We start from the raw sequence: 14,171 nt of genomic DNA on the forward strand, positions 1-14,171 counted from the left end.
GCGGCTGTATCAAGTCCTTGGAAGGACGTCGTTGGGAGTCGGATTCTTCGAGTCTGTTGGCTTGCTTTGTTGTTGTGACAGCGTGGGAGCAACTTTAGTCGGGAGTGCGGCGGATTTCATCCCCCTGCCGACAACGCGGCCGCGAAATATGAACGCTTCAGGCTGAATCTGAAGCGTTGTCCGCCACGAATGACGGCTTCCGCGCGAATCTTTTACACGCATTTACAACTGGTCACGACGGCAGCCGGAGCACGAATCGCGCGCCGCCCCCAGGGTTTTCCTCGCAGTGAACGGTGCCGCCGTGGCGATGCGTGATCGAGCGGACGAGTGCCAGCCCGAGGCCCACCCCTCCTTCGCGCTCGCTCGCGCCGCTCAGTCGATAGAACGGCTCGAAGATGCGCTCGCGCTCCGCCGCGGGCACGCCCGGTCCGCGGTCGGCCACGCGAATGACTGCGTAGGCGCCTTCACGGCCGAGCTGCAGCGTGACCGGGCCGTCGCTGTAGCGACGCGCGTTCTCGAGAAGATTGCGCAAGGCCCGGCGCAGCAGGCGCGAGACGCCCGGCACGACGACGGGCGCGGCGCCGTCGGGCGTCTGCAGTTCGGCCCCGGAGCGCGCGCATTCCTCGGCCGCGAGCCCGGTGAGGTCGACCGGCTCGACGGTACCGACGTCCGGCTCGCTCGCGTCGAGCCGACTCGCCAGCAGGATCTCGTCGATCAGCTGGTCGAGTTCGGCGATGTTGCGCGTGATCTCGTTGCGCGTGCTCGCCGACGGCTCCGGCGTCATGAGCTCGAGGCCCATGCGGATGCGCGCGAGCGGCGAGCGCAGCTCGTGCGATGCATTGGCGAGCAGCGACTTGTGCGTCTTCAGCAGCGTCTCGATGCGCTCGGCCGAATGGTTGAAGCGCTGGGCCAGGAAGGCGATCTCGTCGTTGCCCGATACGTCGAGCCGTACGGCCAGGTCGCCTTCGCCCCAGCGCTCCACGCCGCTGCGCAGGGTGTCGAGGCGCTTGGTGATGCGGCGCACGATGGGGTAGCTGCCGATGGCCACGGCGATGGCGATCACGCCGAGCATCCACCACGGATCCCAGGGGCCGCCGAAAGCGCTGCCGCGGCTGCCGGCGCGCCGCTGGGCGGTCTCGCCCGGCGCGCGTTGACGCGCGGAGAACTGCACGACGACGGTCTTGCCGTCCTTCGTCGGCACCTGGAATTCGAAGCCCTGGCCGGGCACGCGCACCGGCCGCACCGCGGCTTCGCCCAGCACCTCGCCGTCCTCCGTGCGAAGCACGACCTGGCGCGGCGGCGTCTGCTCGCGGTCGCGTTCGCGCTGCTCGCGCAGCACCCAGCCGAAGATGAAGGTGAGCACGAAGATCGTGCAGACGACCGCGAGCCAGATGCGCAGGGAGAGCGGAAACCGCCAGCGGGCGGCCCAGGGCGTCATGGCCCGCCGCCGGGCCGCCCCAAGGCGGGCCAGCCCCCTCGGGGGGCAGCGAACCTCGCGAAGCGGGGAGCGTGGGGGCCCATTCCCTTAATCTTGCTGTTTGGCGAAGACGTAGCCGACGCCGCGGACGGTGAGGATGCGCTTGGGGTTCTTCGCATCTTCCTCGATCGCCGCGCGGATGCGGCCCATGTGGACGTCGATCGAGCGGTCGAACGCTTCGAGCTCGCGGCCGCGCACGGCCTCCATGATCTGGTCGCGCGTGAGCACGCGGCCCGCGCGCTCGGCGAGCACCACGAGCAGGTCGAATTGATACGACGTGAGATCGGCGGGCTTGCCCGCCACGGTCACCGTGCGCGCGTCGCGGTCGATCTCGAGCGAGCCGAAGCGGATCGTCTTCGCCGCGGGCGGCGCGCCGTCGCCGCGCCGGCGCAGGATCGCGCGGATGCGCGCGAGCAGCTCGCGCGGCTCGAAGGGCTTGGGCAGGTAATCGTCGGCGCCGATCTCCAGGCCGACGATGCGGTCCATCGGATCGCCCTTGGCCGTGAGCATCAGCACGGGCACCTTGCCCGCCTCGCCGGGCAGCGCGCGCACGCGACGGCACACTTCGAGGCCGTCGACGTCGGGCAGCATCAGGTCGAGGATGACGAGGTCGGGCGTCGCGCCCACGGGCGGGTCCTGCAGCACCGCGAGGCCGGCCTTCCCGTCGAGCGCATGTGTCACACCGAAGCCCGAACGTTCAAGGTATTCGCCCACCATCTGCGCGAGGCGCGCGTCGTCCTCGATCATCAACAGTTGCTGCATCGTGGCAATGGTACTCATGTGAAGCATCGTTGGGGGAGATCGTGCGGGCGGCAGCGAGAGCCCGCTTGTCGCGGGGGTAAAGTTAGGTAAATGGGCGAAGTGAATCCAGGCGATGCGCGCACGCTCGACGAGGTGCCGGCGGCGCAAGCGACGGCGATGCCCGGCGCCGTCGCCTTGCGCGGCGCGGCCGGCTCGCTCACGTTCGCGGCGCTCGAAGCGCGCGTCGACGCCGCGGCCGCGCTCCTGCATGCGCAGTGGGGCGTGCGGCCCGGCGACCGCGTGGCCTGGCTCGGCGCGAACGACGTCGCGCAGGTCGTGCTGCTGTTCGCGCTTGCGCGCATCGGCGCGGCATGGCTCCCGATGAATTTCCGCCTGTCAGAGGCCGAATGGCAGCGCCTTCTCGATGCGTGCTCGCCGTGCGTGCTGGTGCATGGCGAGGGCTTCGGCGATGCGGCGGCGCCGCTGGCTCGGCGGCGGTCGATCCCGTGCATTGCCGCCGTCGAGCTGATGGCCGAGTCCTCCGCCCCGGCGCCGCGGCTCGCAGCGCCCACATCGCCCGTGCTGCTCGTGCAGACCTCCGGCACCACGGGCGGACCCCGGGTCGCGGTGCATACGCAGGCCAACCTGCTCGCCAACATGCGCATCGCGGCGCACGCGCAGGCGATCACGCCGGGCGACGTCGTTCTGACCGTCCTGCCGCTCTTTCACGTGGGTGGCCTGTGCATCCAGACCTTGCCCGCCTTGTACGCGGGCGCGACCGTGATCCTGCATCCCCGGTTCTCGCCGGACGACGTGCTCGCCTGCATCGCGGACGAGCGCCCGACCCTCACGCTGCAGGTGCCCGCGACGATGAAGGCCTTGATCGAGCATCCCGCGTGGGCGGCGACCGACCTGTCCAGCCTGCGCGCGATGTGGGCAGGCTCGAGTGTCATCCCGCGCGAAATCGTCGATGCGATCCACGCGCGCAAGGTCCCGGTGTGCAACGTCTACGGCGCGACCGAGACCGGCCCCTTCTCCATCGCGCTGCCGCCCGAGCACGCCTTCACGCACGCGGGATCGTGCGGCTGGACAGCGCAGGGCGTCGAGGCGCGCCTGGTCGAGGCGGGCAGGCCGGGGGAGGTGAAGGAGGTGGGCGAGCCGGGCGTCGCGGGCGAAATCATGCTGCGCGGCGCGAACATCGTTGCGCGCTACTGGCCCGACATACCCGCGCTCGACGGCGATGGCTGGTTTCGTACCGGCGACCTCGCGACGCGTGCCGCGGACGGCAGCTACACCATCGTCGGCCGCGCGAAGGAGCTCATCATCTCGGGCGGCGAGAACATCCATCCGATGGAAATCGAACAGGTGCTGTCGGGGCATCCGAGCGTCGCGGAATGCGCCGCGTTCGGCGTTCCCGACGCACGATGGGGCGAGGCGGTCGCAGTGGCCGTGGTCCTGGGTTCGCCCGCGAACGAGAGCGAATTGCGGGGCCACCTCGACGGCCGCCTCGCGCGCTTCAAGCATCCGCGCCACTGGCACTTCGTCGATGCGCTGCCGAAGACCGCGCTGGGAAAGGTCCGCCGCGGCGAGCTCGCCGCGGCGCTTATCCGTCCTTCGCCGAAGGCGTCGAACGAGCCGGCACCACGCGCGTAGCCAGCCATACCAGCAGCAGCACCGGCACGCCCAGCAGCGCCGTGGACGTGAAGAACGTGCTGTAGCCGTAAACGTCGACGAACTTGCCCGAGAAGCCTGCGAGCCACTTCGGCAGCAGCAGCATCATCGAGCTGAAGAGCGCGTACTGCGTCGCCGAGTATTCGATGTTCGTCAGGCTCGAGAGATACGCAACGAACGCCGCCGACGCGATGCCGCTGGACAGGTTGTCGGCCGAAATCACGAAGATGAGCGACGTGAGGTCGTGCCCGCGCCCGGCGAGCCAGGCGAACAGCAGGTTGCTCGCCGCGCTCAGGATCGCGCCGAGCATGAGCGTGCGCATGATGCCCAGGCGCATCGACATCGCGCCGCCGACGAATGCGCCGACGAGCGTCATGACCACGCCGTAGAACTTGCTGACCGTCGCGACTTCCGCCTTGGTGTAGCCCATGTCCACGTAGAACGGATTCGCCATGATGCCCATCACGACGTCGCTGATGCGGTAGACCGCGATCAGCGCGAGGATCAGCGCGGCCTGCCAGCCGTAGCGCCGCATGAAGTCGGCGAAAGGATCCACGAGCGCGGTGCGCAGCCACTGTGCGAAGTTCTTCGCCGGCGCCGTCTCGCGTGCGCGCGGCTCGGGCGAGAAGAGCACGGTGACGACGCCCACGAGCATCGACGCGGCCATCGCGAGGTAGGCGGTCTGCCATGCGCCATGCTGATAGGCCGCGACGTCCGCCACTTCGGACTTCGCGGCGATCCAGAGCACGCCGGCGCCGGCCCAGATCATGGCGAGGCGATAGCCGGTCTGGTACGACGCGGCGAGCGCGCCCTGCCGCGACGTGTCGGCGGACTCGATGCGGAAGGCGTCGAGCGCGATGTCCTGCGTGGCCGAGCCGAAGGCCACGATCACCGCGCACCACACGAGGGGATCGAGCGAGGCCTTGGGATCGACGAGCGCCATGCCCACGATGCCCGCGATGATCACGGCCTGCGCCAGCAGCAGCCAGCTGCGCCGCCGCCCGAGCGCGCGCGTGAGCAGCGGAATCCGCAGCCGGTCGACGAGCGGGGCCCACGTCCACTTGATGCCGTAGGCGAGTCCCACCCAGGACAGGTAGCCGATGGTGGTGCGGTCGATGCCGGCCTCGCGCAGGCGGAAGCTGAGCGTGCCCAGGACCAGAAGCAGCGGCAGCCCGGCGGCGAATCCGAGCGCCAGCATGCGCAGCGAGGCGGGCTCGAAATAGACACGGACCGTTTCGGCCCAGGTCGGCTTGCGTGGAGATTCGTTCCGGGGATCGATTGCGGCTGAGTCTGACATGGCTGGGTGGGTTGCTCGCTATTATTCGTCCCATATGTGCCGCTTGTGCGAACTCAAGACATCGTCGTGGATGCCGCGTCGTGGATTTTTGCTGGCGGCCGGCGCCGCGGCGGCCACGCCGGTGCTGGCGCAGGTCAACGTCGGCGACCCGTCGCGCCTGCGCGGCCTGGTGCCGGCGAAGGAGCTCGAGCAGGCCGCGGTGCAGCAATACGGGCAACTGCTCGAGCAGGCGCGGGCGAAGCGCGCGCTCGCGCCGGAGGGCCATCCGCAATTGCAGCGCCTGCGCTCCATCGCGACGCGCCTCATCCCGCAGACGGCGCGCTGGAACGACCGCGCGTCGCAGTGGCGCTGGGAGGTGAACCTCATCGGGAACGCGTCGATCAATGCGTTCTGCATGCCCGGCGGCAAGATCGCCTTCTTCACCGGCATCCTCGAGAAACTCAAGCTGACCGACGACGAGTCCGCGATGGTGATGGGCCACGAGATGGCGCACGCGCTGCGCGAGCATGCGCGGGCGCGCATCGCGAAGAGCCAGGCGACGGGCGCGGGCCTGTCGATTGCCGCGCAGTTGTTTGGGCTCGGCCAGCTGGGCGACCTGGCCGCCAACGTCGGGACGCAATTGCTCACGCTGAAGTTCAGCCGCGACGACGAGATCGAGGCCGATCTCGTGGGGCTGGAGCTGGCCGCGCGTGGCGGCTACAACCCCGATGCGTCGGTCACGCTGTGGAAGAAGATGGCCGAGGCCGGCGGCGGCAGCGGCGGCCCCGGCTTCCTGTCGACGCACCCGACGGGGCCGGATCGCATCCAGCGGCTGGAGCAGAACGTGCCGCGCGTGCGCGGGCTCTACCAGGCCGCGGCCAAGCGCTGACGAGACCTCTGCCCGTCGTCCCCGCGAAGGGGGGACCCAGGGCTCCCGGATTTCAGACGGCGAACGCCAGCCCCGTCTCCGCCAGACCCACCAGCCCGATTTGCTCCGCATTCATCGGCAGGTTCGACGCGACCACGCCGAGCTGTCCCTGCGTCACTGCCCCGCTGTCGAGCAGGCCAGTCAAAGCGTTGTGCAGCTCCGCCGAAGGCGGCGTCCCGAGCAGGCGGGTGCAAATCAGGTCCACCATCGCGCCGTTCGATGCGCCCCCGAGCTTCAGGTTCAGCGCGGACTGCATCAGGTCCGCCGCCGACATGCCGCCGTCGAGCGAGGCGAGGCTGGAGCCCACGAGGCTCGCGTTCGCGACGCCCGCCGCGCCGAACACGAGGCCGAGCGCCTTGGCGACCACGCCCGCGTTGCCGTCGAGGTCCAGCGCCAGGCCGCCGTCGGCGAAGCGGATGCGCTCGATGCCGGCCAGCGTGTCCTTGCCTTCGACGCCCGAACGGTCGAGCACATTGAAGCCGGTGCCCACGCGGACCACTTCGTAGTTCGCTCGCGCCGTCGCGTACACCGCGGTGTCCAGGCCGGCGCCGCCGTCGAGCCGGTCGTCGCCGCCGCGGCCCTGCAGCCTGTCGTCGCCGGCGCCGCCCGAGAGCGCGTTGGCCGCGCCGTTGCCGAAGAGGACGTCGCTCAAGGTGCCCCCCACCGCGTTTTCGATGATCGCGTTCGCCGCGATGCTCACCGTCTCCGTGTACTTCGCGCCGACACGCGCGCCGTTCGCCTGCACGGCGAAAGCGGTGACCATGGTGCCGATGTCGCTGCGGGCGCCGGCCGCGAGGTCGAGCGTCACGGCGCGGGCGGCGCCGCTCGCGTCGAAGGTGTCGATGCCGCCCGCATCCCAGATCGAGCGGAACGTGCCCTGGAACTCCGCGGCCGCGAGCTTGTAGACGGTGTTGCCCGCATTGCCGCTCGACGCCCCGTACAGATGCTGCAGCGCCGCGATGTCGTAGGCCATCGGCTCGTCGGGGTAGTGCGACAGCCGGCCCGAACGCGAACCCTCCACCGGCGAGTAGCTCATCACGGTGTTGGCGATGATGTCTTCGCACGTGGGCAGGACGTCGCCGCCGCCGAAGGGGTGCTTCAGGCCCAGCGCGTGCAGGGTCTCGTGCAGCACGAGGTTGGGGCGGTAGAAGTCCCACTGGGCGCCGGCCTGCGAGCTCGCGAGCCAGACGTCGCCGCCCACGGCGGAGACGGAGGGGTAGAACGCATAGCCGGCGTAGCTCATCGTCTCGGGCTGCTGCGAATAGCCGTAGCGCAGCACGCCGCATTCGGCCGCGTTGTCGCCCACCTCGACGAACTCGACATTGCACACGGCGGCGATCTTCGCGAGCACGTCGCGCACCACGGCCTGGTCCTTCGACGAGAACGCCGAGAGCGTCCCGGCGAAGTCGGCGGCGTCCCTGTAGCCGAAGACGGAGGCGCGCGGATCGGCGAACGAGTAGGTGACGATCGTCTTCGCGGTCGCGGCGTCGAGGCTGCTCCACTTGCTGCCGGCCATGAGCGACGCGACGCCGCCCGCGGAGTCGGCCGCTGCTGCCTGCGCGACGTAGCGGTAGGCGTTGTCGGCGGGGTTGGTGGCGTAGTCGCCGGGCCTCGCGCCGCCGGCACCGGCCCCTGCCGCTTCGTTCGCTTCCCGCGCGAGGATCGGGCCGCAGGTGGTGCTGCAGGCGCACGACCAGGCCGGGGTGTAGTCGTTGTGGTCGCGAAGCGGATGTGCGGGGGAAGTCATGGCGGTTTTTTCGAGCGCCGCGACGGGTGTCTCGGCGATGTATCGATGACACCGCGACGACGCTTCGCGCAGGTAAGCCGCTCGCCTGCCGTCCTTAGGGCAGTACGCAGGTGGGCGTGCGGCGCAGGCGTAAGCGGCTTAGGCCGGATGCCTAAGCCGAGGAGCTGGGATTGGGAGAGATCCGGCGCGCCGGCAGGCGCTTCTGTCGAGCTGGCGCGTCAGCGGCGCGCAGGCCACAGCACGGACGCGATGGCCACGACCATCAGCGCGACGGCGGCCCAGTCCTGCCAGTGCAGCGGCTCGCGCAGCCAGAGCGCGCCGCTGAAGACGCCCAGCACCGGAATGAACATCACGCTGAGCGTGGAAGCCACGGGCGGCAGGCCGCGCGCGAGGTAGAACCACGCGGCGTTGGAGAAGCCGAAGATCACGACGACGTTGAAGGCGAGCGCGCCCGCCGCATCGGGCTCGGGCAAGCGGAACTCGTGGCGCTCGAAGACGAACGCGAGCACGGAGAGCACCACGGCCGACATCGCCGTCATCCAGAACGACAGCGTGAGCGTCGGCAGGTCGATGCGCGTGCGGCGCATGAGGTGCGTGCCGAGCGCCCACACGGCGGCCGCGAAGAGCGCCAGCGCGACGCCGACCGGCTGTCCCGCGAGCTGCGTGAACTCGTGCCACAGCAGGAGGCTCACGCCCAGCGCCGCCGCGCCCACGCCGGCCCAGCTGCGCGCGGAGAGGGCGGCGTTGAACACGAGCGCGCCGATCACGGCCGAGAAGATCGGCATGGTGTAGCCGAGGATGGCCGCACGTCCGCTCGACAGCGTCCGCACCGCGAAGATGATGCAGATGTGCCAGATGAACATGTTCGTCACGGCCAGCCAGGTCAGCTCGCGCCAGTGCCTGCGCGGCAGGTGGAACGGCACCTTGAGCACCCAGAGCGCCACGGCAAGCAAGGGCAGGCCGAGCGTGATCGACAGCGCCCGGAACGTGAGCGGCGGGTAGTCGGTCACGCCGACCTTCATCACCGGCCAGTTGATGCCCCACGAGAGCGTGAGGAGGACGAGGACGACGAGCTGCCGGCGCGTGAGGGACTGCATGGGTCCGGTATTGTGCGGCCTCATTAAAATGCGCGTTCATGACCTTCATCGACATGCTGCGCACGGCGCAGGAGCGCAACGGCTCGATGCTCTGCGTGGGGCTGGACCCGGAGCCTTCGCGCTTTCCCTCCGTCCTGAAGGACGACGCGAAGAAGATCTACGACTTCTGCGCCCGCATCGTGGACGCGACGGCCGACTGCACGATCGCGTTCAAGCCGCAGATCGCGTACTTCGCCGCCTATCGCGCGGAAGACCAGCTCGAGAAGCTGATGGCACACATGCGCCGCGCCGCGCCGCACGTCCCGGTGATCCTCGACGCCAAGCGCGGCGACATCGGCTCGACGGCGCAGCAGTACGCGATAGAGGCTTTCGAGCGCTACGGCGCCGATGCGGTGACGCTCTCGCCCTTCATGGGCTTCGATTCGGTGCAGCCCTATCTCAAGTACGAAGGAAAGGGCGCCTTCCTGCTGTGCCGCACCTCGAACCCTGGCGGCGACGATCTGCAGAACCAGCGCCTCGCCTCCATCGAAGGGCAACCGTTGCTGTACGAGCACGTCGCGAAGCTCGCGCAGGGTCCGTGGAACACGAACGGACAGCTGGGGCTGGTGGTCGGCGCGACCTATCCGAACGAGATCGAGCGGGTGCGTGCCCTCGCGCCTACGCTGCCCCTGCTGATTCCGGGCGTCGGCGCGCAGGGCGGCGATGCGGCGGCGACGGTGAAGGCCGGATGGCGGCCCGATGCGCCCATCGTCGTGAATTCCTCGCGCGCGATCCTGTACGCCTCGTCGGGCGAGGATTTCGCCGATGCGGCGCGCCGCGAGGCGCTGCGCACGCGCGACATGCTCGAAGCCGCCAGGTAGCCCGCTTCAGAGCAGCCGCTTCAGATACTTCCCCGTGTGGCTCGCGGCATTCGCCGCGATGTCCTCCGGCGTCCCCGCGCCCACGACCGTCCCGCCGCCGTCGCCGCCTTCGGGACCCATGTCGATCACCCAGTCGGCCGTCTTGATGACGTCGAGGTTGTGCTCGATCACGACGATGGTGTTGCCGGCGTCGCGCAGCTGGTGCAGCACCTTCAGCAGCAGGTCGATGTCGGCGAAGTGCAGGCCGGTGGTGGGCTCGTCGAGGATGTAGAGCGTGCGGCCCGTGTCGCGCTTGGACAGTTCGAGTGCGAGTTTCACGCGCTGCGCCTCGCCGCCCGACAAGGTGGTGGCGGCCTGGCCGAGCTTGATGTACGACAGCCCGACGTCGAGCAGCGTCTGCAGCTTGCGCGCGAGCGTCGGCACCGGCTTCAGGAACTCGTGCGCGTCCTCGACCGTCATGTCGAGCAGCTGCGCGATGTTGCGCCCCTTCCACTGCACCTCGAGCGTCTCGCGGTTGTAGCGCTTGCCCTTGCACACGTCGCAGGCGACGTAGACATCGGGCAGGAAGTGCATCTCGACCTTGACCACGCCGTCGCCCTGGCACGCCTCGCAGCGGCCGCCCGCGACGTTGAACGAGAAGCGGCCGGGGCCGTAGCCGCGCTCCTTCGCGAGGTTGGTCTCCGACATCAGCTCGCGCAGCGGCGTGAACAGGCCGGTGTAGGTGGCCGGGTTGCTGCGCGGCGTGCGGCCGATGGGCGACTGGTCGACGTTGATGACCTTGTCGAAATGCTCGATGCCGTCGATCGTGTCGTGCGCCGCCGGCTCCTCGTGGGCGCGGTAGAGCGAACGCGCGACGGCCGCGTAGAGCGTGTCGTTCACGAGCGTCGACTTGCCCGAGCCCGAGACGCCCGTCACGCAGGTGAAGAGGCCCACGGGGATGTCCACCGTCACGTCCTTCAGGTTGTTGCCGCGTGCGCCTTCGATGCGCAGCACCTGCGGATCGGCCATCTCGCCCAGGCGGTGGCGCTTCTTCGGCACGGGAATCTCGAGCTTGCGCGAGAGGTACCTGCCCGTAAGCGACGCATCGCTCGCCTCCACCTCGGCCGGCGTGCCCTGCGCGACCACGTGGCCGCCGTGGATGCCCGCGCCCGGGCCCATGTCGACGACGTAGTCGGCGGCGCGCACCATGTCCTCGTCGTGCTCCACGACGAGCACGCTGTTGCCCAGGTCGCGCAGGTGCTGCAGCGTGCCGATCAGCCGGTCGTTGTCGCGCTGGTGCAGGCCGATGCTCGGTTCGTCGAGCACGTACATCACGCCGGTCAGGCCGGAACCGATCTGCGACGCCAGCCGGATGCGCTGCGCCTCGCCGCCGGACAGCGTCTCCGCGCTGCGTTCGAGGCTGAGGTAGTTCAGCCCGACATCGTTCAGGAATTTCAGCCGCGCGCCGATCTCGCGCACGACCTTGTCGGCGATCTCGGCCTTGGCGCCCTTGAGCTTCACCTGCTCGAAATACGCGTGGCTCTCGCGCAGGGTCATGCGGCCGATCTCGTAGATCGCCTTCGCCTGAGCGCCTTCGCCCACGCGCACGTGCCGCGCCTCGATGCGCAGCCGCGTGCCCGCGCAGTCGGGACACGGCTGCAGGTTGCGAAAGCGCGCGAGCTCCTCGCGCACGGCCGCCGAATCGGTTTCGCGGTAGCGCCGCTCCATGTTGGGCAGGATGCCCTCGAACGCGTGCTTGCGCGTGATCTTGCGGCCGGCCGATGCGCCCGATTCCAGCGTGTACGAGAACTTGATCTCGTCCTCGCCCGAGCCGTGCAGCACCGCGTGCATGACGTCGGGTTCGAGATCCTGGAACGGCGTCTCGACGTTGAACCTGTAGTGCTTCGCCAGGCTCTCGACGAAGCTGAAGTAGTAGCCGTTGCGCCGATCCCACCCCTTGATCGCGCCGCTCGCGAGGGACAGCTCGGGAAAGGCCACGACGCGCTGCGGATCGAAGAACTCCATGGTGCCGAGCCCGTCGCAGCGCGGGCATGCGCCCACCGGCGAGTTGAACGAGAAGAGGCGCGGCTCGAGCTCCGCGAGCGAGTAGTTGCAGATCGGGCAGGCGAACTTCGCGTTGAACCAGTGCTCCTCGCCCGTGTCCATCAGGACGGCGAGCGCGCGGCCGTCCGCCAGCCGCAGCGCGGCCTCGAAGCTCTCGGCCAGCCGCTGCTGCACCTCGGCCTTGACCTTCAGCCGGTCGACGACCACGTCGATGTCGTGCTTCTCGGTTTTCTTCAGCTTCGGAAGGTTGTCGAACTCGACGACCTCGCCGCCCACGCGGAAGCGCACGTAGCCCTGGCCCTGCATCTCGGCGAAGAGATCGGTGAATTCGCCCTTGCGCTCGCGCGCGACGGGCGCGAGGATCATCAGCCGCGTGTCCTCGGGCAGCGCCAGCACCGTGTCGACCATTTGCGAGACGGTCTGCGATTGCAGGGGCACGTCGTGCGTCGGGCAGTAGGGCGTGCCGGCGCGCGCGAAGAGCAGGCGCAGGTAGTCGTGGATTTCGGTGACCGTGCCCACGGTCGAGCGCGGATTGTGCGAGGTCGCCTTCTGCTCGATGGAGATCGCGGGGGACAGGCCCTCGATCATGTCGACGTCGGGCTTGTCCATGAGCTGCAGGAACTGCCGCGCATAGGCCGAGAGACTCTCCACGTAGCGGCGCTGGCCCTCGGCGTAGAGCGTGTCGAAGGCGAGGGAGGACTTGCCCGAGCCCGACAGGCCCGTGATCACGACGAGCCGGTTGCGCGGCAGGTCGAGGTCGACGTTCTTCAGGTTGTGCGTGCGCGCGCCGCGGATGCTGATGCGCTGGCCGAGGGCATCGGCGAGGTACTTGCCTTCGGTGGGGAGGGTCACGGGCGGTCCGGGCGAAACCCTCGATGATAGGCCGGTGGCGGGCATTCGCGCCATGCCGCGACGATGACGGTCGCGTGCGGTCCGGCGAGCGCGCCCGGACGGCACCTTCCGCGCGAAGGCAGAATGCGCGCTGGGCTCCGACGGCATTCTTTCGGCGCGGCCCTTGCTTCGCCTCCTTCCGCTGCCCAGCCTTCGTCTCCCCTTTTTTCCCGGTGAACCGTTCCTCCGACCCTGCCGCCCAGCCGTCCACCCGCATGACGCCCACGGAGCGCCGTGCCAGCGCTTCGCTGGCGGCGGTGTTCGCGTCCCGCATGCTCGGCCTGTTCCTCGTCCTGCCGGTCTTCGCGCTGGAGGCGGCGCGCTACCCGGGAGGAACGGACGTGGCGCTGGTCGGGCTGGCCATGGGCATCTACGGACTCACGCAGGGCCTGCTGCAGATCCCGTTCGGCATGGCGTCCGACCGGTTCGGCCGCAAGCGCATCATCGTTCTGGGCCTGGTCATCTTTGCCGCCGGCAGCTTCGTCGCGGCGGCGGCGGACAGCTTGTGGATGCTGATGCTGGGTCGCGCCTTGCAGGGCGCGGGGGCGGTATCGGCGGCCGTCACGGCGCTGCTGGCCGACCAGACGCGCGACGAAGTGCGCACGAAGGCGATGGCCCTGGTGGGTGCGAGCATCGGGCTCATGTTCGCGGTGTCGCTCGTCGCGGCGCCGGCCGGGGCGGCGCGCATCGGTCTCGCCGGCCTCTTCGCCATCACGGGGGGGCTCGCGCTCGGCTGCATCGTCATCGTCGCGTGGTGGACGCCGCCCGCGCCAGCGCAGCATCGCAATGCGCCCCGGGGACGCCTGGCGGACGTGCTGAACCACGGGCCGCTGCTGCGGCTCGACGTGGGCGTGTTCATCCTGTATGCGGTCCAGCTGGCCATGTGGGTCGCGGTGCCGGCGATGCTCGTGCAGGCCGGACTCGCGAAGGATGCGCACTGGAAGGTCTACTTGCCGACGGTGCTGGCGTCCTTCCTGGTGATGGGCTTCACGCTCTTCCCGCTCGAGCGGCGGGGTTATCTGCGCGCGGTCTTCCTGGTCTCGATCGGCATCGTGCTGTTCGTGCAGGTCGGCTTCCTGGCCGTGGCGGGGCAGCCGGGGCTGGTCGCGCTGACGGTCCTGCTGTTCCTGTTTTTCTGTGCCTTCAACGTGCTGGAGGCGAGCCAGCCCAGCATGGCGTCGCGCATCGCGCCGGCGCACCTGCGCGGCACGGCGCTCGGGGTGTACAACACGCTGCAGTCGCTCGGACTTTTTGCCGGCGGCGCGGTCGGCGGCTGGCTGGCCAAGAACGTTGGTATTCAGGGGCTGTTCGGCGTGTGCGCCGCCTTGATGGCGGTGTGGCTGGCCGTCGCGTGGCCCATGCGCGCGCCCCGGGCGGCGAAGACGGTCGAGATCCTGGCCGACGATGCCCAGGCCACATAGATAATCACCGCATATCCAA

The 14,171-nt window shown here is 69.5% G+C and carries 10 protein-coding genes; 4 read left to right on the plus strand and 6 right to left on the minus strand.

Annotated elements, in window-relative coordinates:
• Positions 1-232 precede the first annotated feature (232 nt).
• Positions 233-1,438 carry an ATP-binding protein gene (locus tag AB7E83_RS12680; protein ID WP_428569928.1) on the minus strand — a complete coding sequence of 402 codons (1,206 nt, stop codon included), beginning with the start codon at positions 1,436-1,438 and terminating at the stop codon, positions 233-235.
• Positions 1,439-1,525: 87 nt separating this feature from the next.
• The gene (locus tag AB7E83_RS12685) at positions 1,526-2,257 is read right to left on the minus strand and encodes a response regulator (protein WP_428569931.1); all 732 of its coding nucleotides are present in this window, start codon (positions 2,255-2,257) and stop codon (positions 1,526-1,528) included.
• 81 nt (positions 2,258-2,338) lie between these two features.
• Here AB7E83_RS12685 and AB7E83_RS12690 point away from each other — a divergent pair, with 81 nt between their 5' ends.
• On the plus strand, positions 2,339-3,871 hold the full coding sequence (locus AB7E83_RS12690) for a class I adenylate-forming enzyme family protein (RefSeq protein WP_428569933.1): 1,533 nt from the start codon (positions 2,339-2,341) through the stop codon (positions 3,869-3,871).
• Here the strand turns inward: AB7E83_RS12690 and AB7E83_RS12695 are convergent.
• Positions 3,822-5,186 (minus strand): AmpG family muropeptide MFS transporter, encoded by a 1,365-nt coding sequence (locus AB7E83_RS12695; RefSeq protein WP_428569936.1) that lies wholly within the window; start codon positions 5,184-5,186, stop codon positions 3,822-3,824. The two genes, AB7E83_RS12690 and AB7E83_RS12695, sit on opposite strands and share 50 nt — an antisense overlap.
• Positions 5,187-5,220: 34 nt before the next feature.
• On the opposite strand from AB7E83_RS12695, the gene AB7E83_RS12700 reads away from it, so the two are divergent.
• On the plus strand, positions 5,221-6,054 hold the full coding sequence (locus AB7E83_RS12700; protein ID WP_428569939.1) for a M48 family metallopeptidase: 834 nt from the start codon (positions 5,221-5,223) through the stop codon (positions 6,052-6,054).
• A 52-nt stretch (positions 6,055-6,106) separates the two neighbouring features.
• Here AB7E83_RS12700 and AB7E83_RS12705 read toward each other — a convergent pair whose 3' ends face one another.
• Entirely contained in the window at positions 6,107-7,840 is a 1,734-nt protein-coding gene (locus AB7E83_RS12705; RefSeq protein WP_428569942.1) for a M10 family metallopeptidase, read from the minus strand.
• Between the two features lie 218 nt (positions 7,841-8,058).
• Positions 8,059-8,937: a DMT family transporter gene (locus AB7E83_RS12710; RefSeq protein ID WP_428569944.1), complete on the minus strand. Its 879-nt coding sequence runs from the start codon at positions 8,935-8,937 to the stop codon at positions 8,059-8,061.
• 38 nt (positions 8,938-8,975) lie between these two features.
• On the opposite strand from AB7E83_RS12710, the gene pyrF reads away from it, so the two are divergent.
• Positions 8,976-9,797 carry an orotidine-5'-phosphate decarboxylase gene (gene pyrF, locus AB7E83_RS12715; protein WP_428569947.1) on the plus strand — a complete coding sequence of 274 codons (822 nt, stop codon included), beginning with the start codon at positions 8,976-8,978 and terminating at the stop codon, positions 9,795-9,797.
• Positions 9,798-9,803: 6 nt separating this feature from the next.
• On the opposite strand, the gene uvrA is transcribed toward pyrF, so the two are convergent.
• Positions 9,804-12,737: an excinuclease ABC subunit UvrA gene (gene uvrA, locus AB7E83_RS12720; protein WP_428570097.1), complete on the minus strand. Its 2,934-nt coding sequence runs from the start codon at positions 12,735-12,737 to the stop codon at positions 9,804-9,806.
• A 209-nt stretch (positions 12,738-12,946) separates the two neighbouring features.
• Here uvrA and AB7E83_RS12725 point away from each other — a divergent pair, with 209 nt between their 5' ends.
• On the plus strand, positions 12,947-14,152 hold the full coding sequence (locus AB7E83_RS12725; protein WP_428570099.1) for an MFS transporter: 1,206 nt from the start codon (positions 12,947-12,949) through the stop codon (positions 14,150-14,152).
• The last annotated feature ends 19 nt before the right edge of the window (positions 14,153-14,171 follow it).

Source organism: Ramlibacter sp. (assembly GCF_050250995.1).
In the GTDB taxonomy this organism is placed as follows: domain Bacteria; phylum Pseudomonadota; class Gammaproteobacteria; order Burkholderiales; family Burkholderiaceae_C; genus Ramlibacter.

Excerpts from the sequence above, each read along its gene's own strand:
- pyrF (WP_428569947.1), top strand. The coding sequence starts at position 8,976 with ATGACCTTCATCGACATGCTGCGCACGGCGCAGGAGCGCAACGGCTCG.
- AB7E83_RS12695 (WP_428569936.1), bottom strand. The coding sequence starts at position 5,186 with ATGTCAGACTCAGCCGCAATCGATCCCCGGAACGAATCTCCACGCAAG.
- AB7E83_RS12680 (WP_428569928.1), bottom strand. The coding sequence starts at position 1,438 with ATGACGCCCTGGGCCGCCCGCTGGCGGTTTCCGCTCTCCCTGCGCATC.
- AB7E83_RS12685 (WP_428569931.1), bottom strand. The coding sequence starts at position 2,257 with ATGAGTACCATTGCCACGATGCAGCAACTGTTGATGATCGAGGACGAC.
- AB7E83_RS12705 (WP_428569942.1), bottom strand. The coding sequence starts at position 7,840 with ATGACTTCCCCCGCACATCCGCTTCGCGACCACAACGACTACACCCCG.
- AB7E83_RS12725 (WP_428570099.1), top strand. The coding sequence starts at position 12,947 with ATGACGCCCACGGAGCGCCGTGCCAGCGCTTCGCTGGCGGCGGTGTTC.
- uvrA (WP_428570097.1), bottom strand. The coding sequence starts at position 12,737 with ATGCCCGCCACCGGCCTATCATCGAGGGTTTCGCCCGGACCGCCCGTG.
- AB7E83_RS12700 (WP_428569939.1), top strand. The coding sequence starts at position 5,221 with ATGTGCCGCTTGTGCGAACTCAAGACATCGTCGTGGATGCCGCGTCGT.
- AB7E83_RS12710 (WP_428569944.1), bottom strand. The coding sequence starts at position 8,937 with ATGCAGTCCCTCACGCGCCGGCAGCTCGTCGTCCTCGTCCTCCTCACG.